Below are 21,113 nucleotides of genomic sequence, written 5' to 3'. Positions count from 1 at the left end.
TTGAAAGCGTTATAATAAAGCGATATAATGTTGCTTAGGAGGATACGGGAAATGAAAAGATTATTAAATTGTACAACAAGTGAAATGTTATCAATGAACAAAGATGAATTGAAACAATCTATTTTAGCAAGTGAAGGAAGAACAATTATGACAGAAACAGTTGTGGCTTGTCCACCTTTACTTGGTGATTTAACAAATGCTGAATTAGCTGTTTCTTTTGGTAGTGATATGGTGTTATTAAATGTTTTTGATTGTGATCATCCTCATATCAATGGATTACCTGAAACAGATGAACCAGTGAAATTATTGAAGAAATTAGTAGGTAGACCAGTGGGATGTAATTTGGAACCTATTGATGAAAATGCAAAGATGATGGAAAACAGATTAGAAATTTCTCATGGTCGTCATGCGACAAAAGAAACATTTATGAAAGCAAAAGAATTGGGATTTGATTTTATCTGTTTAACAGGAAATCCTGGAACAGGTGTAAGTAATGCTTCTATTGAAAATGCGATTAAACTTGCGAAAGAATACTTTGGTGGAATGATTATTGCTGGTAAAATGCATTCAAGTGGAATTGATGAAGCATTAGTTGATTTAGATAGCATTGAAAGATTTATTGATGCGGGTGCTGATATTATCTTAATGCCTGCTGTTTATACAGTGCCTGGTTTATCAGAAGAAGAAGTCAGAGATGCTTGTAAATTAATTAAATCTAAAGGGGCTTTATCATTAAGTTCTATTGGAACTTCACAAGAAGGTAGTGATGAAGGAACAATTAGAGAAATCGCATTAGTGAATAAACGTTGTGGTATTGATATTCAACATATTGGTGATGCTGGATGGTGTGGTATTGCTTTACCTGAAAATATTATGGCATTATCTATCGCCATTAGAGGTAAACGCTGGACATATCATAAAATTGCATCTTCAGTGAATAGATAAGGATTCTCAGGAATCCTTTTTTTCTTAGATGAACGACTTTTCTTGAGATGAAGGGTTCTTTTTTATAAAATAAAAGAAAGAAGACTTTTTAAAGGAGAGTGTGAAATATGGATCATTATAATATTCAAAAATATGGAATTCATACAACGGGAAGTGTTTATCGAAATATTCCTGCGGGTTCATTAATTGAAAAAGCATTAATAAAAAAAGAAGGGCGTTTAAGTCGTGCTGGATGTTTATGTGTACATACAGGTGAAAGAACAGGACGTTCCCCTAAAGACAAATATGTTGTGGATACACCTGCAGTCCATGATAGAATTGCTTGGGGAAAAGTGAATCAGTCTATTTCTAGAGAGCAGTTTGATCAAGTTTATCAAGCCATTGTTCAACATTTTAAGGATAAAGATTTGTATATCTTTGATGGTTATGCAGGAGCTAATCCCAAATATTCTTATGGTTTTAGGATTATTAATGAAAAAGCAAGTCAAAATCTTTTTATTTCAAATTTATTGATTAAACCAACACCACGTGAATTGCAACATTTTCAAGAAGATTATCTGGTATTAGTTGCTCCTGACTGTCATATTGATGCATCGGTTGGTCTAAATAGTGATGTGGCTGTTATCATTGATTATGAAAAACAAATTGTATTAATTGCTGGAACGGGTTATTCTGGAGAAATTAAAAAGAGTATTTTCTGCGTTATGAATTATATGTTACCTCAGCGTAATGTTTTTACAATGCATTGTTCAGCGAATATAGGAGAAGATGGTAATACAGCATTGTTTTTTGGTTTATCTGGTACAGGAAAGACAACTTTATCAACAGATCCTCATCGTAAACTTATTGGTGATGATGAACATGGTTGGTCACGTACATCAGTTTTTAACTTTGAAGGGGGATGTTATGCAAAATGTATTAATCTTTCAAAGAAAAATGAGCCAGATATATGGGAAGCTGTGAGATTTGGTGCTCTAGCAGAAAATGTAAGTTTATTTGAAGATACGAGAATCATTGATTTTGATGATGATTCGATTACTGAAAATACACGTGTGGGATATCCTTTGAATTTTATTAAAAATATTGAGCCTAGTGGTATGGGACCTATCCCTAAGACAATATTCTTTTTGGCTGCTGATGCTTTTGGGGTTTTACCACCTATTTCTAAGTTGGATATGAATTCTGCGGTCTATCACTTTGTATCTGGATATACAAGTAAACTGGCAGGAACAGAAAATGGTGTTAGTGAACCACAGGCAACTTTTTCAACGTGTTTTGGTGAACCATTTTTGCCAATGGACCCATTGCTTTATGCAAAACAATTCCAGAAACGTATGACAAAAGCGGGTTCTAATGTTTTCTTAGTCAATACTGGATGGGTTGGTGGATCATATGGGGTAGGACGACGTATCCCATTAAAATATACAAGAGCTATGATTGAAGCAGCTATTAACGGTGAGTTGGATTATGTCAGTTACGAAGTTGATCCATTCTTTAATTTGAATATACCTTTATTCTGTCCAGGAGTACCAACGGAATTATTAAATCCACGTACAACATGGGTAAGTAAAGATGCTTATGATTTAACTGCTCAAAAGCTGGTTGAAATGTTCCAAGAAAATTTTAAGCAATATCATCATTTCCCAGAAGCGATTATTCATGCAGGACCAGGTGGAAAAGTGAATAATACATTTTAGTGGCAACTTCGTTTGCCACTTTTTAGTATAGAAAATAAAAGAAAAAGACATACTATGTATGAAAATAATTATGTATAAAAGTTGCTTTATGGTAAGAAACATGATATTTTATATATAGTTAGACAAAGCTAACTATATATAAAATATCAATTTGATAAAACAGGAGGATATGAAAATGAGTAAAATTATAAGTGTTTATGCTAGAGAAGTTTTAGATTCACGTGGAAATCCAACAGTTGAAGTAGAAGTACAAAGTGAAAATGGTTCTTTAGGTAGAGCTATTGTTCCTAGTGGGGCATCAACAGGTGTTCATGAAGCTGTTGAATTAAGAGATAAAGATATCAATAGATATTTAGGATTAGGTGTTTTAAACGCTGTTAATAATGTGAATGGAGAAATTGCTGAAGCGATTATTGGCGAAGATGTAATGTCACAAAGAAAAATTGATCAAATGATGATTGATTTAGATGGAACGCCAAATAAAGGGCGTTTAGGTGCTAATGCGATTTTAGGGGTATCATTAGCAGTCGCTAAATGTGCTGCCAATGAATTGAAGATGCCTTTATATCGTTATATTGGTGGTGTTAATGCTCATATGCTTCCTGCACCAATGATGAATATTATTAATGGTGGGGCACATGCGGATAATAATGTGGATTTCCAGGAATTTATGATTATGCCAGTCAATGCACCTTCGTTTAAAGAAGCTATTCGTATGGGAGCTGAAGTTTTCCATGCATTAAAGAAAGTTTTAAAAGGAAAAGGATTAAACACTGCCGTTGGTGATGAAGGTGGTTTTGCGCCTAACTTAGCATCTAATGAAGAAGCAATTCAAACAATCTTAGAAGCGATTGAAACAGCTGGATATAAACCTGGTGTTGATGTGAAATTAGCTATGGATGTTGCAAGTAGTGAATTCTACAAAGATGGAAAATATACACTACCAGGAGAAAACAACAAATCATTTACGTCTCAAGAACTTGTTGATTTCTATGTTGAACTTTGTGATAAATATCCAATCATTTCCATTGAAGATGGATTAGATCAAGATGATTGGGAAGGATGGAATTACTTAACTGAAAAATTAGGTGATTGTGTACAATTGGTTGGTGATGACTTCTTTGTTACAAATACAAAACGTTTACAACAAGGTATTGAAAAAGGTGTTGCTAATTCTATTTTGATTAAAGTGAATCAAATTGGAACTTTAACAGAAACATTAGAAGCGATTGAAATGGCTCAAAAAGCAAATTATACAGCTGTTATTTCTCATCGTTCTGGAGAAACTGAAGATACAACAATTGCTGATATTGCAGTTGCAACTAACGCAGGTCAAATTAAAACAGGTTCTGCATCTCGTACAGATCGTATTGCGAAATACAATCAATTGATGAGAATTGAGGATGAATTAAAAGATCAAGCTTTTTATGCTGGAAAAACAGCTTTTTATCAGTTGAATCAATAATACACAAAAAGCTCATTCAATATTTTGTGATGAGCTTTTTGCATATTCTTTTAATAAAGTGAAACCATAAGGAATAGCAAAACATTGGTAACCTTCATTTTGAAGTTTTTTTGAAAGTTTTTTTGCATTTTTGCCTGTTTCACAAATTAGATAGATTGACTTATCAAATGGAAGAAAAGAAATTTGTGAATTAAAAATACTAAGAGGAATATTAATAGTTTCATTAAAATGCTGTTGTTGAAATAATTCGTGTTCTCTTAAATCAATAACAATATTCTGCGGATCTTGAATAAGTTGTTCTATACTGACATACATCAATTATCACCTATATTAATGTATGCCTTTTTTAAAAGTGTGTTCAAATGAAAATGCTTATAAAATAAATTGGAAAATATCTTCTTCACTATTAATATCAAATATATGTACTGTCAGTGAATCAAGTTGTTCTTGAGTGCATGACTGAATTGTTGCAAGGGTGTCTTTTGAAAGGTGTCCTAACTTTGATTTGAGTAGTTTGATTAAAGTCTGAATGATACCTTCATTTCTTCCAATAGATTTCCCTTTGTTTAAGTTCTCTTTTCCATAATCTCTGATAGCTTGACACATATCAACTTTCTCCTTGATATCTAAATTAGCTTAATTGTAAATAATGTAGAATATCTTTCTCACTATCAATATCAAATATATGTACTGTCAGTGAATCAAGTTGTTCTTGAGTGCTTGACTGAATTGTTGCAAGGGTGTCTTTTGAAAGGTGTCCTAACTTTGATTTGAGTTGTCTAATTAAAGTCTGAATGATACCTTCATTTCTTCCAATAGATTTCTCTTTGTTTAGGTTCTCTTTTCCATAATCTCTGATAGCTTGACACATATCAATTTTCTCCTCCTTTACCTTCTCATAAATCTGTGTGTTCTTTGTCAGTGCTGCGATTGTGACTGCAATGTCGTGGCTGATTGTGATATCATGATCTTCATCATATTGATGATTGTATAAATACCTTAATCCTATGATTAGCTCCTTAAGCTCCTGGCTATGAAATCTCTCTGGATCGAGGTATCTCATTTCAATGAGCGGATAGGATGCAGCATTCATATAATCCTTTAAGGCAGGAGGCATGGGGTTCATCATGTCCTCGTATGTTCTGGGAGCTTTCCACTTCTTCTGTCCATAGTAGACAACAAATGTCATGACACCTTTAATCATCTGATGAGTGGAGCGATAGAGATTGAACTGCTGAAGGTAGTTCATCTCATCATATTCTCTTGTTCTTTGGAACATGCCATGATCAATCTGGGATTGATGCTCTATGCCAATCAGACATTCTGTGCCATCAATGTTGACAAAATAGATGTTGTCACGTTCACGCTCTCTGGTGATGTTTTGATTAGGAAGGTGGGAATCGAGATTGGAATCGGACAGAGAGATGTCGTCATAATGGATCACAGCGTTTTCATAGAAAAGGATGCCATTGATAAAATCAGCAGCGACATGACAGTTTTTGAATAGGGATCTGATGCGAATATCAAAAATCTTTCTGAGCATATAATTTTTCTTAGACATGAATAATACCTCCTATTATTCATATATACAGAAAAAACGGATTTTTCTTTTTTTTCAGAGAAATTTTTAAAATATTTTCATCATACAGACATATTATAACATAAAGATTGCTAAAAGCATATATTTGTGAACGTAGACTATGAAAAAAGAGAGTTTTATACTATCTTTAGAAATGAATTAATTTTCAAAAAAACATGTTTTTTGTTCTTTTTATGGAGTGATGATGAAAAATGATTTTATAAAACGAATGATTATTTTTATTTTTTAAAAATGACATTTATTATCGAATGAACATCTATAAAAGCAATTGAAAATCAATGATAAGAATGTTATAATTTGCACATGGAGGATTGAGAAAAATGGACAAAAAAACAATTAAAGATATTGAAGTTACTGGAAAAACTGTCTTAGTTCGTGTTGACTTCAATGTACCTAGAAACAAAGAAACAGGAGAAATTACTAATGACAACAGAATTGTTGCCGCTTTACCAACTTTAAAATATTTGTTAGAACAAAAACCAAAAGCTATCGTATTGTTCTCACATTTAGGTAAAGTAAAAACTGAAGAAGATAAAGCTAAAAATGATTTATCTGTTGTAGCTCCTAGATTATCTGAATTATTAGGAGTAGATGTTAAATTTGTAAACTGTACAAGAGGACCTGAACTTGAAAATGCTGTTAAAGAAGCTAATAATGCTCAAGTCATTTTAGTACAAAATACACGTTATGAAAAAGGTGAAAGCAAAAATGATCCTGAATTAGGTAAATATTGGGCATCACTTGGAGATGTATTCGTTGAAGATGCATTTGGTTCAGTACATAGAGCACATGCTTCTACTGCTGGAATTCCTGCTCATTTACCATCTGCTGCTGGATTCTTAGTTGAAAAAGAAATTGCTTATATTGGAAAAGCTGTAAGTGATCCAGAAAGACCAATGGTTGCTATTTTAGGTGGAGCTAAAGTTTCTGATAAGATTTTAGTTATTGAAAACTTATTAAAGATTGCTGATAAAGTTATCGTTGGTGGAGGTATGACTTATACTTTCATGAAAGCTATGGGACATGAAATTGGTAATTCTTTAGTTGAAGACGATCGTATTGAAGTAGCTAAAGAAATTATTGAAAAAGGTGGAGATAAATTAATCTTACCTGTTGATTCAGTAATCAATAATGCATTTGCTGCTGAAGGTGATATTAAAGTATGTGGTGAAGATATTCCAGAAGGATACATGGGATTAGATATTGGACCTAAATCAGTTGAAAATATCAAAGCTGCTTTAGAAGGAGCTAAAACTGTTGTATGGAATGGACCAATGGGTGTATTTGAAATGGAACCATTTGCTAAAGGAACTATCGCTGTATGCGAAGCTTTAGCAAACTTACCAGATGCTAATACAATCATCGGTGGTGGAGATAGTGCTGCTGCTGTTATGCAACTTGGATATGCTGATAAAGTTTCTCATATCTCAACTGGTGGAGGAGCTTCATTAGAATATATGGAAGGTAAAGTATTACCTGGTATTGCTGCAATTGATGATAAATAATAAGGGGATTATAAAAATGAGAAAACCAATTATCGTAGGAAACTGGAAAATGAATAAAACAATTGCTCAAACAAAAGAATTTGTTGAAGCAGTTGATGGAGCATGTACTGATAAAGCTGATTGGGGAATTGCAACACCATATTTAGCTTTACAGACTGCTAAAGGTGCAGCTCAAAACTTAATTGTTGCTGCTCAAAACTGCCACTTTAAAGATAGTGGTGCATATACTGGTGAAGTCAGTGTTGAAATGTTGAAAGAAATCGGAGTGGAATGGGTTATTTTAGGACATTCTGAAAGAAGACAATATTTTGGTGAAACTGATGAAACAGTCAATGCAAAAATGCGTCAAGTTTTATCAAACGATATGACTCCAATTGTATGTGTTGGTGAAACTTTAGAACAATATGAAGCAGGAACAACAAAAGACGTTGTGAAAACACAAACTGTAGCTGCATTTAAGGATGTATGTCCAAATTGTGCGAGTCGTGTTGTTATTGCATATGAACCAGTATGGGCTATTGGTACTGGAAAAACTGCAACTAACGAAATTGCTCAAGATGTTTGTGCATATATTAGAAGTGTTGTTGCTGAATTATATGGACAAGAAGTTGCTGATAAGGTAAGAATCCAATATGGTGGATCAGTTAAACCAGAAGGATTAAAAGCTTTATTAGAACAACCAGATATTGATGGAGCATTAGTTGGTGGAGCTTCTTTAAAAGAAGATTCTTATAAAGCAATGATTGCTGCATTAGATTAATGAAAGAAGTGAGTCAACCTGTGGGTTGACTCTTTGTGTATAAAATATTTTTGATATAACTTTTCATTGTGAGAATTGAAAAGGTTTACATAAAATGTAAGAGGTTTATTTTTAAAAAATATCTTCTCTTGCTTGTTTTTTCACAAGGAATATAGTATATTAATCCTATAAATATTAATGATGTCGGAGGAAATGTTATGGCAGAAAAAAAAGCTGTAAAAAAAGAAGCCCCAAAGGCTGAATGGACTAATGAACAAATTGATGCTCATATTGATGAGTTAGTTCAAAAAGCATTAGTTGCATTAGACAAATTTGAATCTTATAGTCAAGATGCAGTTGATTACATTGTTGCTAAATGTTCTGTTGCTGGATTAGATCAACATGGTGTTTTAGCAGAAGCAGCTGTCAACGAAACTGGTAGAGGTGTTTTTGAAGATAAAGCTGTTAAAAACTTATTCGCCTGCGAATATGTAACAAGTAATCTTCGTCACTTGAAAACAGTTGGAATTATTAATGAAGATCCTTTAACTGGAATCACTGAAATTGCTGAACCAGTTGGAGTTATTTGTGGTATTGTACCAACAACAAATCCAACTTCAACAGTTATTTTTAAATCTTTAATTTCATTAAAGACAAGAAACCCAATTATTTTCTCATTCCATCCATCTGCATATGAATGTTCAGTTCAAGCTGCAAAAGTTATCAGAGATGCTGCAATTGCTGCTGGAGCTCCTGAAGATTGTATTCAATGGATTGGTGTACGTGGATCTATGTATGCAACAAATGCATTAATGAATCATCCTAATGTTGCTACAATTTTAGCAACTGGTGGTAATGCAATGGTTAAAGCTGCTTACTCTTGTGGTAAACCTGCTTTAGGTGTTGGTGCTGGTAACGTACCTGCATACGTTGAAAAAACATGTGTATTAAAGAGAGCTGTTAATGATATCGTGTTATCAAAATCATTTGATAATGGTATGATTTGTGCTTCTGAACAAGCTGCAATTGTTGACCAAGAAATTTATAATGAGTTTAAAGAAGAAATTTCTCGTTTTAAAGTATACTGGGTAAACGGTGAAGAAAAAGCAAAACTTGAAAAATATATGTTTGGTGCTGAAGCATATAGTGATAAAGTCAATGAAGTTGGTACAGTTAATGCTGCTGTTGTTGGTAAACCTGCAACATGGATTGCTGAACAAGCAGGATTTAAAGTGCCAGAAGATACACAAATCTTACTTGCTGAATGTAAAGAAGTTGGTCCAAATGAACCATTAACAAGAGAAAAATTATCTCCAGTATTAGCTGTATTAAAAGCAACTTCAACTGAAGATGGTATCAATAAATCTGCTGCAATGGTAGCATTCAATGGTTTAGGACACTCTGCTGCTATTCATACACAAAATCATGATATTGCAGTAGAATTTGGTTTAAGATGTAAAGCTATTCGTGTTATTGAAAATGCCCCATCTACATTTGGTGGAATTGGTTCAGTTTATAATGCGTTCATTCCATCATTGACATTAGGATGTGGTTCTTATGGTCATAACTCAGTTTCTAACAACGTTAGTGCTGTAAACTTATTAAATATTAAGAGAATAGGGAGACGTAACAACAATATGCAATGGGTTAAACTTCCTCCAAAAATCTACTTTGAAAGAAATTCAATTAGATATTTAAGAGATATGAAATACATGGAAAAAGCCATGATTATTACTGATAGAGGTATGTACAATCTTGGATATGTTGAAAAGATTGAAGACGTTATCAGAAGAAGACGTAATAAAGTTGACTTAGAATTATACTTTGATGTAGAACCTGATCCAAGTATTGATACAGTTAACGAAGGTGTTGAATTAATGAGAAAATTCCAACCTGATGTTATTATTGCGTTAGGTGGAGGATCTTCAATGGATGCTGCAAAAGTTATGTGGTTAATGTATGAACATCCAGAAGTTAACTTTGATGATATCAAACAAAAATTCATGGATATCAGAAAACGTGCATTCAAATTCCCTGAATTAGGTAAGAAAGCAAGATTAATCTGTATCCCAACAACTTCTGGTACAGGTTCAGAAGTTACACCATTTGCCGTTATTACTGATAAGAAAGCAAATAAGAAATATCCATTAACTGACTACGCTTTAACTCCAACTGTAGCTATTGTAGACCCAGAATTCGTTATGAGCTTACCACCAGCAATTGCTGCTGATACTGGTATTGACGTTTTAACTCATGCAATTGAAGCATATGTATCAATTTTAGCTTCTGACTTTACTGATGGATGGGCTAAACAAGCTGTTAAGATGGTATTTGATTACTTAGAAGAATCAGTGAAGAAAGGAACTCCATTAGCTAGAGAAAAAATGCATAATGCTGCAACAATCGCAGGTATGGCATTCGCTAATGCATTCTTAGGTATGAACCACTCTATGGCTCATAAGATTGGTGGAGAATGGCATATTCCTCATGGACGTACAAATGGTATCTTATTACCACATGTTATTAGATACAATGGTACTGTTCCAACTAAATTAAATATCTGGCCAAAAATTGAAAACTATAAAGCAGATGTTAAATACATGGAATTAGCTCAATTAATTGGATTAAAACCAAAAACTCCTGCTGAAGGTGTAGAAATGTTCGCTGAAGCAGTTGAAAAATTATGGGTAAGCGTTGGTGGAGCATATAACGTTAAATCACAAGGTATCGACAAAGCTGCTTGGGAAGAATCAGTTCATAGAATTGCTATGAATGCTTATGAAGATCAATGTACTCCAGCTAACCCAAGAATGCCAATTGTTAAAGATATGGAAGAAATCTTACGTACAATTTATGATTATGAATCTAAATTTGCAACTAAAGATGCAAAATAAAAAATAAAAGCATGACCGTGATGGTTATGCTTTTTTTGTGTAAACAGATATGATGAGAAACTGGGGACTTTTCAAGAAGGCGTCAAGATTAGTTTTATTGGTATAAAGAGTTATTGAATCAAATGGTGAAGATTTAGATTAAGTAAAAAAGGACATATCAGCAGTATATGTCCTTTCCATATTCATATGTTAGCGTATCTTTATTTTTTCCAATCTTCCAGCATTTTAAGAGCTTGGTCTAAAACTTTAGCACCATCCATCATACCATAAGTACGCATATCAATAACATCAACAGGGATAGCGTTTTTCACTTGTTCTTTGATAGATTTTAAACGGAAACGAACTTGAGGACCAAGTAATAAAACATCACAAGGATCAGCAGCATATTCTGTTGTTAGAGCTGTTTCACTGATTGCCCAAATTTTCGCATCCAAACCTCTTTCCTCAGCAGCTTTTTGCATTCTTGTTACAAGTAAGCTAGTTGACATACCAGCACTACATGCTAACATAATTTTAACCATTTTCATATTCCTCCTTATTTATTTCATTCTATAATATTATTATACACCCATTCACCATTTTATGAAATATTAAAGATGGAATTTCATAAAATTGTTGACTTATGAATAAGACTTGATTACCATAATAAAGAAAATAAAAGTAAAGGAAAAGAAGTATGAAAAAGAAAGATATTATTTTTATTATAGGTTTATGCATAGTCATTGGCATTATGTATCTTGTTTATGAACTTACACAAAAGGAAAAAAATGGTGAAATAGAAGTTTATTATCATAATGAAGTGATTGAAACAATTGATATATCTAAAGATCAAACATACACTTTTGAAGGTGATTATGGTGTTTTTCATTTGGAAGTGAAAGATCATCAATATCGTGCAATAAATGTTGAATGCCCGAATCATGATTGTGAAAAAGTAGGATGGGTCAAAGAAGGGAGTTCACGCTCTATTATTTGTGCACCTAATGATATTTATGTGATTCAACCAGATCTGGAATCGTCACATTAACTTATTTTCATGAGAGATTAATCAAATGTTCACATAAAATTCATACCATCACGGTATGATAAAATTGTCTTAAGACAGGACATATAATATCAAATATAGACGACCCTCTCCCTATAAATTATCGTCTATAAATAAAGAAGAACGTTTTCCCCACGTTCTTTTTTGTTTGTAAATATAAAAGTTCACATAAAGTTCTCATAAAATTCACAGTAAATTCATATGACTCAGTTAATATATAGATGTCTTAAGACAAGACATATAATATCAAATATAGACGACCCCTCTCCCTATATTATAAATTTCGTCTATATATAAAAAAGAACGTTTCCCCACGTTCTTTTTTTATATAATTTGAAAGTGTTTTAAAGCGTTAAATATACCATGATTGTCAACATCTGTTGTTATATAAGAAACTTCATGAAATAAAAGGGGATTGCTGTTACCCATAGCTACAGAATCATGAGTATATTTTAACATTGGAAGATCATTTGTTGAATCACCAATACTGATAGTATCTTTTATTGTATATCCAAGATGATCAATGATATATTGGATGCCTGAAGCTTTAGAATAAGGGAAAGGGACGATTTCTAAAAAATCGATATCTCTTTGAATAATATGGAAGTCATCCTGTAATTCTTGTTTAAAAGATTCAATATCAGTATGAGGTTGATACCAGATTGTTAATTTATCAAAGGAAACATCATCATGAGAAGTAAAACTTCCTGTGTGAAAACCGATGTCTTGATAATGTTTTTGGATAGATTGAATAAAAGGGTGCTTCAAATTTTTAGAAAAATAAACACCATCATAGCCTTCCAGCATAGCATCAACTTGATGTTGATAAATGCTTTGGATTACTTTATGTTTTAGATTAGTATTTAATTGAGCGTGAAATAGGGGCTGATGATGATATTGAATGTAAGTGCCACAACCACAGATATAGCCATCAAAAGGGATGTTTCTAATCATTGAATCAATGGTTGAAAATGGACGACCGGTATTAATGAAACAAAGATGACTATTGGCTTGAGCCTGTAAAATGGCTTGGATTGTTGATGGAGGAATTGTTCCTGTTTTTTCATCAATTAATGTTCCGTCTATATCAAAAAAGATAAGTTTTGTCTGCATAAATATTTCTCCTTTTTTCATATCATAAGCTTTCTAAAGGATATGGTCAAGAGATAATGATGATGTTGTATTGCGAAAAATTTATCTCTATGATATAATTTTTTAAACTATGAGAGGGGTAGATAGAGATGTATAAGATTTTACACAAAGAAAAATTAAATGATGTTGTAGAGTTGATGGTAGTTCATGCACCCCATGTATCTAGAAAATGTGAACCGGGACAGTTTATCATTTTAAGGGTTGGAGAAGATGGTGAAAGAATTCCATTGACAATTGCTGATTATGATAGAGAAAAAGAAACAATTACAATTATTTATCAAATTGTTGGGTATTCTACAAAAGCATTGGCATTGTTAAATGAAGGCGATGATATTACTGACTTTGTAGGTCCATTAGGAGAACCAACAAAATTACATGCTTCTAAACACGTTGTCGGTGTTGCAGGGGGTGTTGGAAGTGCCCCACTTTATCCACAATTAAGAGCGTTAGCACAAATGGGTGTTGATGTTGATGTTATTATTGGTGGTAGAGAAGCTCAATATGTTTTATGGGCTGATGAATTTAGAAAATTCTGTAAGAATATTTATATCACAACAGATGATGGGTCATTAGGTCAAAAAGGATTTGTCACACAAGTTTTAGCTGATTTAATTGATCAAGGAGAATCTATTGATGAAGTCATTGCGATAGGTCCTGTACCAATGATGAAAGCGGTTGTTGGCGTTACAAAGCCTCATAATATCAAAACTTCTGTTTCATTAAATCCGATTATGATTGATGGAACAGGTATGTGTGGATGTTGTCGTGTAACTGTGGATGGAAAAATTAAATTTGCTTGTGTTGATGGACCAGATTTTGATGGATTACAAGTTGATTTTGATGAATTGATGGCACGTCAAAGAATGTTTAAAGAAGAAGAACATCAAATGGATGAACAAGCCAATCGTATGTGTAATTTAATGGGAGGTGTCAAATAATGCCAAATATGTCATTGGAAAAGGTGAAAATGCCTGAGCAGGAACCTCAAGTGAGAAACCAGAATTTTCAGGAAGTTGCCTTAGGATATACAGAAGAACAGGCAATGGAAGAAGCAACAAGATGTTTAAATTGTAGACATAGTCCATGTAAGAATGGGTGTCCTGTAGGTGTTCCTATTCCTGAATTTATCAGTGAAGTTGCCAAAGGTCATTTTGAAGAAGCCTATGAAATTATAACTCAAGAAAATGCTTTACCTGCCATTTGTGGGCGTGTTTGTCCTCAAGAAAATCAATGTGAAGGAAAATGTGTCAGAGGAATTAAAGGTGAGTCTGTTGGAATTGGACGTTTAGAAAGATTTGTTGCAGATTATCACCGTGATCATGGAAAGAAGAAAGAAAATCATATTGAAAAAAATGGTATCAAAGTAGCTGTAGTTGGAAGTGGACCAGCTGGAATGACTTGTGCTGGAGAACTTGCGAAAAAAGGATATGATGTCACTGTTTTTGAGGCTTTGCACAAAACAGGAGGCGTTTTATCATATGGTATTCCAGAATTTCGTTTGCCTAAAGATTTGGTACAAAAAGAAATTGATGGGGTAGCTGATTTAGGTGTTAAGTTTGAAACAAACGTTGTTGTTGGACGTTCCATAACAATTGATGAATTACAGGAAGAAGGTTATGCAGCTATCTTTGTAGGAAGTGGAGCTGGACTTCCTCGTTTTCAAGGGATTCCGGGTGAAAATTTAAATGGTGTTTATGCCGCTAATGAGTTTTTAACACGTGTGAATTTAATGAAAGGTTATGAATTTCCAAAGCATCCAACACCAGTGAAAATTAGTGATACTGTGTGTGTGATTGGAGCAGGAAATGTTGCGATGGATGCAGCCAGAACAGCCAAACGTCTTGGAGCTAAAAATGTTTATATCGTCTATCGTCGTGGAGAACAGGAAATTCCTGCCAGAGCTGAAGAAGTGCATCACGCTAAAGAAGAAGGTATCATCTTTAAGTTGTTGACAAATCCGGTTAAAATTGAAGGTGAAGACGGATGGGTAAAATCTATGGAATGTGTAGAAATGGAACTGGGAGAACCAGATGAAAGTGGTAGAAAAAGACCGGTTGTTAAGGAAGGTTCAAACTTTGTGATTGAAACAGGAACTGTTATTGTTTCCATTGGACAAAGTCCAAATCCATTGATTAGACAGACAACACCGGGCTTAGATACACAAAAATGGGGTGGAATTATTGTTGATGAAGAAACAATGAAAACATCTAAGGAAGGTGTCTATGCTGGTGGCGATGTCGTGACTGGAGCAGCAACTGTTATTTTAGCAATGGGTGCTGGAAAAAAAGCTGCCCAAGCTATTGATGAAGCTTTAAAACAGAAATAAATAAAAAGCGATTAGAGTCTTTCTAATCGTTTTTTTGCACAGCTTTACATGATTCTCTTTCCACCAGATAACAAGGAAGTTGAATACGCATAGGTAATAGTTTGGTATGATCTTTAATTGCCTGATGGAGAAGTTTTGCTCCAAATTGCCCCATATCAAAAGCTGGAGCGTAAAAAGTTGTAAGTGGTGGATATGTATAGTTACTGGCATCAATATTATCAAATCCAATAATAGAGATATCTTCTGGAATATGGAATCCATAATCATTTAAAGCTTTCATAGCCCCCATCGCAATAGGATCACTCGCCGCAAAGAGAGCTGTTGGTAAATGATGGGATTGAATCATACTTACCATCATCGCATAACCAGATTCACTTGTAAACTCTCCTTCTAAAAGATAATCTTCATATTCTAATTGATACTCTGTCGCATATTTGATAAATGCCTGTTTTCTGATATCTTCATAAGCTAAACCATCATCTAGATATTCAATAGCACCTAAATAACCGATTTTATGATGACCTAAGTTCTTTAGATATGTTAAAGCTTGTTTTAAAGCTAAATCAAAATCTAATACAATCGAACATTCTTTTAAATTTTCGTAATCCATATCTAACAAAATAATAGAATCATTATATTTTTTTAATGTTTCAATATGTTTTTTACTAAATTTCCCTAAACAGATAATCCCATCAATACCTTTTAAAGATTTTTCAATATGAACATCATCTTTAAAAATTCTCCTTAATATAATACCATTTTTTGCACAATAGTCTTCTACACCATGACGTAAAGTTAAATAATAAGGATCATGGATTTCCTGTTGTAAAGAATACCATTGAATTAAACAGATATGAATGTTTGGATCATTTTTTTTCTTTTTATGATATTGAAGTTTTTTGGCGGCTTCAAGTACATTTTCTCTTGTCTGGGGAGGGACGCTTAGAGTAGGATCGTCATTAAGAATACGTGAAACTGTCGCAATTGAAACATCTGCCAGTTGGGCAATATCTTTTAAAGTGGCCATAGTTACCTCCTTATTTTCTTTATTATATAGGAAAACACATGAAAATGCTATGATATTTCAAAGAATATCTCAATAAGTAAAAATTTACTTAAATAATAAGTAAAAAATATTTGAAGTTTTCTAAGAAGCGTGGTATGGTATAGGTAGATAATGAGGAGGACAAAATATGAACCATGCAATTAATCAGTTAATACAATATGGATTAGATCGTCAGTTAATACAAGAAGCTGATAGAGATTATGCAACAAATTTATTACTGGATTTGTTAAATATCAATGAATTTGAAAGAGAAGATATTCATGAAGTGATTGGTGATTGTACACCCATTTTAGAGAAAATGTTAAATTATGCAGTTGAACAAGGCATCATTGAAGACAGCATTGTAGAAAAAGATTTATTTGATACACGTCTAATGAATTGTTTAATGCCTAGACCAAGTGAAGTTGTGCAGACATTTTATCGCCGCTATGCACATTCACCCCAAAAAGCAACACAATATTTTTATAATCTTTCCATTGATTCCCATTATATTCGTAAAGATCGTACTGATCAGAATATTCGTTTTCAAAAATATTATAAATATGGTTTAATAGATATCACGATTAATTTATCAAAACCAGAAAAAGATCCTAAAGATATTGCGAAAGCAAAACTTGTCAAAACAAGTGGTTATCCAAAGTGTTTATTATGTAAAGAAAATGTAGGATTTAGTGGAGATTTTAATCGTCCTGCCAGACAAAACCACCGTATTATTCCATTGAAATTGAATGGGCAAGACTATTATTTTCAATATTCACCTTACGTTTATTATAATGAACACTGTATCGTTTTCAATAAAGAACATATTCCTATGGTGATTAATCAAGATACGTTTCAACATCTTTTATCCTTTGTTGAACAGTTTCCTCATTATATGTTAGGTTCTAATGCGGATTTACCGATTGTTGGAGGATCAATTTTAACACATGATCATTTTCAAGGTGGATGTTATGAATTTGCAATGAATAATGCTGATGTGATTCAAACATTAACATTTGAAGATTTTCCTCAATCAAAGATTGAGATATTGAAATGGCCACTTTCAACGATAAGAATAACTTCTTCCAATCCACAGGAAATCATTGATTTTGCTTCAAGAACGTTGAAAGCATGGAAACACTATTCTAACCCTGCTTTAGATATTCTCTCACATACAGATGATATACCACATAATACTATCACTCCTATCGCAAGAATGAAGAATCAACAATATCAAATGGACCTTGTTTTAAGAAATAATCGTACATCTCAAGAATATCCAGATGGTATTTTCCATCCTCATGCATCTTTACATCATATTAAAAAAGAAAATATAGGATTGATAGAGGTGATGGGATTAGCTGTTTTACCAGCCAGATTAAAAAATGAACTGGAATTATTAAAAGATTGTTTATTACAGAAAAAACAAATTAGTGATTATCCTGAATTACAAAAACATGAATTATGGTATAATGAAATCAAAGAACAATATCAAATTCAAGAAGATAATGTAGATGATGTTTTAAAAACAGCCTTGACAATAAAATTTGTAGAAGTTCTAGAAGATGCTGGTGTTTTTAAAATGAATGATGAAGGTATTGATGCTTTTTGTGACTTTGTTGAATCATTACGTAAGGAGGAAGATAATCATGATTGAAGTTATTCAACATATTGATGATCGCATTGATATGATTGCGATGAAAAATGAGCAACTTGAAGTTGTTGTATCTAATTATGGATGTACAATTATCAAAGTGATTATGGCCGATAAAAATGGTCATAAAGATGATGTCGTTTTAGGATATGATGATTTTACACAGTATCAGACATTAGATGCTTATTTAGGAGCATTGGTTGGAAGGGTTGCAAATAGAATTAAAAAAGGTGAATTTACCCTTCATGGACAAACTTATCATTTGGCTGTGAATAATGGACCTAATCACTTGCATGGTGGTATCAAAGGCTTCAGTTATCAAGTTTTTGATTATACGATTCAAGATGACCATACACTTGTTTTCCATTATTTATCTCCTGATGGACAAGAAGGGTATCCTGGTGATTTGGATTTGACAGTGACTTATACATTAATAGATGATACTTTAAAGGTACACTATCAAGCAACATCTACAGCTGATACATTGATTAATATTACAAATCACTCTTATTTTAATTTGTCAGGACATAAAGAAAACATTTATCAGCATACTTTACAGATTCATGCATCCCAATTTGCCTGTGTTGACTCCGATGGTTTAACAACTGGTGAATTGAAAGATGTTGCAGAAACACCATTTGATTTTAGACAACCTGCCTTTATTGGCGAAAGAGTAGAACAGGATGATGAACAATTAAAAACTGGAAATGGTTTTGATCATCCATTTATATTTGATGTCCATGAAAATCAAGTTATTTTGACGCATCCATCAACGGGAAGACAGTTAATTGTATCAACAACGTTACCACAGGCTCAAATATATACAGCAAACTTTTTAGATGGGCGATTAGGAAAATATGGAGAACATTATTATGCAAGAGATGCTATTTGTATTGAAACACAAAATATGCCTGATGCGATTCATTTAGAAGAACAACCAACAACAATCTTAAGAAAAGGAGAAACTTATGATGAAACAACATCATATCAGTTTAAAGTGATACAATCATGAAAAAAGCAAGTTTAGTTATTCAAGATATTCAAAATAATGTATATAATGATATGTTATTAGATGTTTATATGGATTTACAACAACTAGAGTATCAAAAAGCAAGATATATTCAAGCTATTGAAAAATTTATAGAGCTTTATGGAGATCAGGAGATTACGATTTATAGTACACCTGGAAGAAGCGAGGTTTGTGGAAATCATACTGATCATCAACATGGTGAAGTATTGGCTGCAGCTATTAATTTAGATATTATTGCAGTCGTTGCAAAAGATGATGCTAAGATTAAAATTTTATCTGATGATTATGATATTGCAGCCATAGATATCAATGATATGACATTAAGAGAAAATGAAAAAGAATCATCAGAAGGATTGATTCGTGGTATTCTGGCAAGATTTCAGCAACTCAATTACCAGACTGGTGGTTTTGTGGGCTATATGACAAGTGATGTTTTGCAGGGATCTGGATTATCTTCTTCGGCTGCATTTGAAGTCATGATTGGAACGGTTCTTTCTGGTATGTATAATGATATGAAAGTAGACCCTGTCACAATTGCAAAAATTGGTCAATATAGTGAAAATGTTTATTTTGGTAAACCATGTGGTTTGATGGATCAATGTGCATGTTCAGTGGGAAGTTTGATTCACATTGATTTCAAGGATGATGATAATCCTGTTGTAGAAAAAATAAATGTTGATTTTCCACGTTTCCATCATAGTTTGTGTATTGTTGATGTTCATGCTTCACATGCTGATTTAACAGCAGATTATGCTTCTATTCCAGAAGAATTAAAAGAAGTTGATCATTTCTTCCATCAGGAATATTTAAGAGATGTCAGTGAAGAAGACTTCTATCGTCATTTTACAGAAGTGAGGGAAGCGACAAATGATCGAGCAGTATTAAGAGCTATTCATGTATTTAATGAAAATAAACGTGTTCAAAAAGCTGTTCAATCATTAAAAGATGAAGACTTTGATGCCTTTAAAGAAGTTGTCAAAGCTTCAGGAGAAAGTTCATTTAAATATCTTCAAAATATTTATTCTAATCACTATGTTGGACAACAGGCTGTTTCTTTAGCTCTTGCATTGTCTGAAGATTTATTAGGAACACATGGAGTATGTCGTGTTCATGGTGGTGGTTTTGCTGGAACAATTCAAGCTTTTGTAGAAGATGATTATGTTGAAACATATAAACAAAGTATTGAAAAATATTTTGGTGAAGGAAGCTGTCATATTTTAAAGATTAGAAAATATGGTGGTATGAAAGTTATTGATTAAGCTGGATTTAATCCGGCTTTTTTTCTTATCATGATAAAAAAGCTATCTCTTTTAAAAAAATTAGTGTATAATTGCAATGGAGGCGAAATTCATGTATAAATTATTAGAACCCTATGCAAAATTAGTTGATTTTCTAGGAGAATCTTTAGGTGATAATGTTGAAGTAGCACTTCATGATCTCACTTCCAAAGAGCAGGAAATTGTTGCAATTGCAAATGGTTATATTTCTGGTAGAGAAATAGGCGCTAAGCTATCGAATTTATCTATTCATTATTTGAAAACGAAGCAGTATAAGGATCATGATTATGTCATGAACTATAAAACAACAGGTAATGATGGAAAGTTACTTCGTTCAGCTACTTATTTTATTAAAGAAGAGGGGCATGAAATGCCTGTGGGTATGCTTTGTATAAATGTCAATATTTCAGACTATGAGTATATCGAAACAACGTTAAAGAGAATTTTAGGTATTAAAGAACGTAAAGATGTGGAATTTAAGTTGGATAATCCAATTGAGATTTTATCTTCACCTTTAGATGAGATGATTGATAAATATATTAAAGAGTGTTTAGAACAGATGGGATTTCCAAGTTATTTTCTTGTAGAAAGATTAAATGTGGAAGAAAAGATTAAAGTGGTTAAATATTTACAGGAAAAAGGAACGTTTAAGGTCAAAGGAGCTATTGTGCTTGTGGCTGAAAAACTGGCTGTAAGTGAACCGACTATCTATCGTTATTTAAAGAAGATGTAAGGAAAG

At 32.9% G+C, this 21,113-nt stretch carries 19 protein-coding genes; 13 read left to right on the top strand and 6 right to left on the bottom strand.

The features are described from left to right. The first annotated feature begins 51 nt into the window (after positions 1-51). The 3 genes from B5E75_RS04770 (at position 52) to eno (ending at position 4,107) form a co-directional block, all read left to right on the top strand. Positions 52-945 carry a DUF7916 family protein gene (locus B5E75_RS04770; RefSeq protein ID WP_087357645.1) on the top strand — a complete coding sequence of 298 codons (894 nt, stop codon included), beginning with the start codon at positions 52-54 and terminating at the stop codon, positions 943-945. 107 nt (positions 946-1,052) lie between these two features. Beyond that, entirely contained in the window at positions 1,053-2,642 is a 1,590-nt protein-coding gene (gene pckA, locus B5E75_RS04765; protein WP_087357644.1) for a phosphoenolpyruvate carboxykinase (ATP), read from the top strand. 175 nt (positions 2,643-2,817) lie between these two features. Continuing rightward, positions 2,818-4,107 (top strand): phosphopyruvate hydratase, encoded by a 1,290-nt coding sequence (gene eno, locus B5E75_RS04760; protein ID WP_087357643.1) that lies wholly within the window; start codon positions 2,818-2,820, stop codon positions 4,105-4,107. Between the two features lie 12 nt (positions 4,108-4,119). Here eno and B5E75_RS04755 read toward each other — a convergent pair whose 3' ends face one another. Genes B5E75_RS04755 through B5E75_RS04745 form a run of 3 tightly spaced genes read right to left on the bottom strand, consistent with a single transcriptional unit; the run spans position 4,120 to position 5,668 of the window. Further along, entirely contained in the window at positions 4,120-4,422 is a 303-nt protein-coding gene (locus B5E75_RS04755; protein WP_087357642.1) for a rhodanese-like domain-containing protein, read from the bottom strand. 57 nt (positions 4,423-4,479) lie between these two features. Then, the gene (locus B5E75_RS04750) at positions 4,480-4,713 is read right to left on the bottom strand and encodes a DUF4351 domain-containing protein (RefSeq protein WP_087357641.1); all 234 of its coding nucleotides are present in this window, start codon (positions 4,711-4,713) and stop codon (positions 4,480-4,482) included. Between the two features lie 25 nt (positions 4,714-4,738). After that, positions 4,739-5,668: an Rpn family recombination-promoting nuclease/putative transposase gene (locus tag B5E75_RS04745; RefSeq protein ID WP_087357640.1), complete on the bottom strand. Its 930-nt coding sequence runs from the start codon at positions 5,666-5,668 to the stop codon at positions 4,739-4,741. Between the two features lie 359 nt (positions 5,669-6,027). Here B5E75_RS04745 and B5E75_RS04740 point away from each other — a divergent pair, with 359 nt between their 5' ends. The 3 genes from B5E75_RS04740 (at position 6,028) to adhE (ending at position 10,845) form a co-directional block, all read left to right on the top strand. After that, a complete protein-coding gene (locus B5E75_RS04740; protein ID WP_087357639.1) occupies positions 6,028-7,212 on the top strand; it encodes a phosphoglycerate kinase in 1,185 nt (394 codons plus the stop codon). Between the two features lie 16 nt (positions 7,213-7,228). Then, positions 7,229-7,972 carry a triose-phosphate isomerase gene (gene tpiA, locus B5E75_RS04735; RefSeq protein ID WP_087357638.1) on the top strand — a complete coding sequence of 248 codons (744 nt, stop codon included), beginning with the start codon at positions 7,229-7,231 and terminating at the stop codon, positions 7,970-7,972. 197 nt (positions 7,973-8,169) lie between these two features. After that, entirely contained in the window at positions 8,170-10,845 is a 2,676-nt protein-coding gene (gene adhE, locus B5E75_RS04730) for a bifunctional acetaldehyde-CoA/alcohol dehydrogenase (protein WP_087357637.1), read from the top strand. A 200-nt stretch (positions 10,846-11,045) separates the two neighbouring features. Here the strand turns inward: adhE and B5E75_RS04725 are convergent, their stop codons facing one another. Further along, positions 11,046-11,366, bottom strand: coding sequence for a PTS sugar transporter subunit IIB (locus B5E75_RS04725; protein ID WP_087357636.1), 321 nt, complete (start codon positions 11,364-11,366; stop codon positions 11,046-11,048). A 155-nt stretch (positions 11,367-11,521) separates the two neighbouring features. On the opposite strand from B5E75_RS04725, the gene B5E75_RS04720 reads away from it, so the two are divergent. After that, on the top strand, positions 11,522-11,872 hold the full coding sequence (locus B5E75_RS04720; RefSeq protein WP_087357635.1) for a NusG domain II-containing protein: 351 nt from the start codon (positions 11,522-11,524) through the stop codon (positions 11,870-11,872). Positions 11,873-12,214: 342 nt separating this feature from the next. On the opposite strand, the gene B5E75_RS04715 is transcribed toward B5E75_RS04720, so the two are convergent. Next, positions 12,215-13,003 carry a Cof-type HAD-IIB family hydrolase gene (locus tag B5E75_RS04715; RefSeq protein WP_087357634.1) on the bottom strand — a complete coding sequence of 263 codons (789 nt, stop codon included), beginning with the start codon at positions 13,001-13,003 and terminating at the stop codon, positions 12,215-12,217. A gap of 128 nt (positions 13,004-13,131) precedes the next feature. On the opposite strand from B5E75_RS04715, the gene B5E75_RS04710 reads away from it, so the two are divergent. Next, positions 13,132-13,980 (top strand): sulfide/dihydroorotate dehydrogenase-like FAD/NAD-binding protein, encoded by an 849-nt coding sequence (locus tag B5E75_RS04710; RefSeq protein WP_087357633.1) that lies wholly within the window; start codon positions 13,132-13,134, stop codon positions 13,978-13,980. Further along, positions 13,980-15,368, top strand: coding sequence for an NADPH-dependent glutamate synthase (gene gltA, locus B5E75_RS04705; RefSeq protein WP_087357632.1), 1,389 nt, complete (start codon positions 13,980-13,982; stop codon positions 15,366-15,368). Before B5E75_RS04710 ends, gltA begins: the two co-directional genes overlap by 1 nt. A 22-nt stretch (positions 15,369-15,390) precedes the next feature. Here the strand turns inward: gltA and B5E75_RS04700 are convergent, their stop codons facing one another. Further along, a complete protein-coding gene (locus tag B5E75_RS04700) occupies positions 15,391-16,395 on the bottom strand; it encodes a LacI family DNA-binding transcriptional regulator (RefSeq protein WP_087357631.1) in 1,005 nt (334 codons plus the stop codon). Between the two features lie 166 nt (positions 16,396-16,561). Between B5E75_RS04700 and B5E75_RS04695 the strand changes: the two genes are divergently transcribed. The 4 genes from B5E75_RS04695 (at position 16,562) to B5E75_RS04680 (ending at position 21,107) form a co-directional block, all read left to right on the top strand. Then, complete coding sequence (locus B5E75_RS04695) at positions 16,562-18,070, top strand: UDP-glucose--hexose-1-phosphate uridylyltransferase (RefSeq protein WP_087357630.1); 1,509 nt, start codon at positions 16,562-16,564, stop codon at positions 18,068-18,070. Further along, on the top strand, positions 18,063-19,079 hold the full coding sequence (locus tag B5E75_RS04690) for an aldose epimerase family protein (RefSeq protein ID WP_087357629.1): 1,017 nt from the start codon (positions 18,063-18,065) through the stop codon (positions 19,077-19,079). Before B5E75_RS04695 ends, B5E75_RS04690 begins: the two co-directional genes overlap by 8 nt. After that, positions 19,076-20,356 (top strand): galactokinase, encoded by a 1,281-nt coding sequence (locus tag B5E75_RS04685; RefSeq protein WP_087357628.1) that lies wholly within the window; start codon positions 19,076-19,078, stop codon positions 20,354-20,356. The genes B5E75_RS04690 and B5E75_RS04685 overlap by 4 nt, the downstream gene beginning before the upstream one ends. A gap of 91 nt (positions 20,357-20,447) precedes the next feature. Beyond that, positions 20,448-21,107, top strand: a complete 660-nt coding sequence (locus tag B5E75_RS04680; protein ID WP_087357627.1) for a helix-turn-helix transcriptional regulator — start codon at positions 20,448-20,450, stop codon at positions 21,105-21,107. Positions 21,108-21,113: the final 6 nt, after the last annotated feature.

The organism is Massiliimicrobium timonense, from assembly GCF_002160865.1.
Classification (GTDB): Bacteria; Bacillota_I; Bacilli_A; order Erysipelotrichales; family Coprobacillaceae; genus Allocoprobacillus.
Note: the sequence above shows the minus strand (reverse complement) of the source record. Positions and strands in the feature narration are given on the sequence as shown.

Excerpts from the sequence above, each read along its gene's own strand:
- B5E75_RS04770 (WP_087357645.1), top strand. The coding sequence starts at position 52 with ATGAAAAGATTATTAAATTGTACAACAAGTGAAATGTTATCAATGAAC.
- pckA (WP_087357644.1), top strand. The coding sequence starts at position 1,053 with ATGGATCATTATAATATTCAAAAATATGGAATTCATACAACGGGAAGT.
- eno (WP_087357643.1), top strand. The coding sequence starts at position 2,818 with ATGAGTAAAATTATAAGTGTTTATGCTAGAGAAGTTTTAGATTCACGT.
- B5E75_RS04755 (WP_087357642.1), bottom strand. The coding sequence starts at position 4,422 with ATGTATGTCAGTATAGAACAACTTATTCAAGATCCGCAGAATATTGTT.
- B5E75_RS04750 (WP_087357641.1), bottom strand. The coding sequence starts at position 4,713 with ATGTGTCAAGCTATCAGAGATTATGGAAAAGAGAACTTAAACAAAGGG.
- B5E75_RS04745 (WP_087357640.1), bottom strand. The coding sequence starts at position 5,668 with ATGTCTAAGAAAAATTATATGCTCAGAAAGATTTTTGATATTCGCATC.
- B5E75_RS04740 (WP_087357639.1), top strand. The coding sequence starts at position 6,028 with ATGGACAAAAAAACAATTAAAGATATTGAAGTTACTGGAAAAACTGTC.
- tpiA (WP_087357638.1), top strand. The coding sequence starts at position 7,229 with ATGAGAAAACCAATTATCGTAGGAAACTGGAAAATGAATAAAACAATT.
- adhE (WP_087357637.1), top strand. The coding sequence starts at position 8,170 with ATGGCAGAAAAAAAAGCTGTAAAAAAAGAAGCCCCAAAGGCTGAATGG.
- B5E75_RS04725 (WP_087357636.1), bottom strand. The coding sequence starts at position 11,366 with ATGGTTAAAATTATGTTAGCATGTAGTGCTGGTATGTCAACTAGCTTA.
- B5E75_RS04720 (WP_087357635.1), top strand. The coding sequence starts at position 11,522 with ATGAAAAAGAAAGATATTATTTTTATTATAGGTTTATGCATAGTCATT.
- B5E75_RS04715 (WP_087357634.1), bottom strand. The coding sequence starts at position 13,003 with ATGCAGACAAAACTTATCTTTTTTGATATAGACGGAACATTAATTGAT.
- B5E75_RS04710 (WP_087357633.1), top strand. The coding sequence starts at position 13,132 with ATGTATAAGATTTTACACAAAGAAAAATTAAATGATGTTGTAGAGTTG.
- gltA (WP_087357632.1), top strand. The coding sequence starts at position 13,980 with ATGCCAAATATGTCATTGGAAAAGGTGAAAATGCCTGAGCAGGAACCT.
- B5E75_RS04700 (WP_087357631.1), bottom strand. The coding sequence starts at position 16,395 with ATGGCCACTTTAAAAGATATTGCCCAACTGGCAGATGTTTCAATTGCG.
- B5E75_RS04695 (WP_087357630.1), top strand. The coding sequence starts at position 16,562 with ATGAACCATGCAATTAATCAGTTAATACAATATGGATTAGATCGTCAG.
- B5E75_RS04690 (WP_087357629.1), top strand. The coding sequence starts at position 18,063 with ATGATTGAAGTTATTCAACATATTGATGATCGCATTGATATGATTGCG.
- B5E75_RS04685 (WP_087357628.1), top strand. The coding sequence starts at position 19,076 with ATGAAAAAAGCAAGTTTAGTTATTCAAGATATTCAAAATAATGTATAT.
- B5E75_RS04680 (WP_087357627.1), top strand. The coding sequence starts at position 20,448 with ATGTATAAATTATTAGAACCCTATGCAAAATTAGTTGATTTTCTAGGA.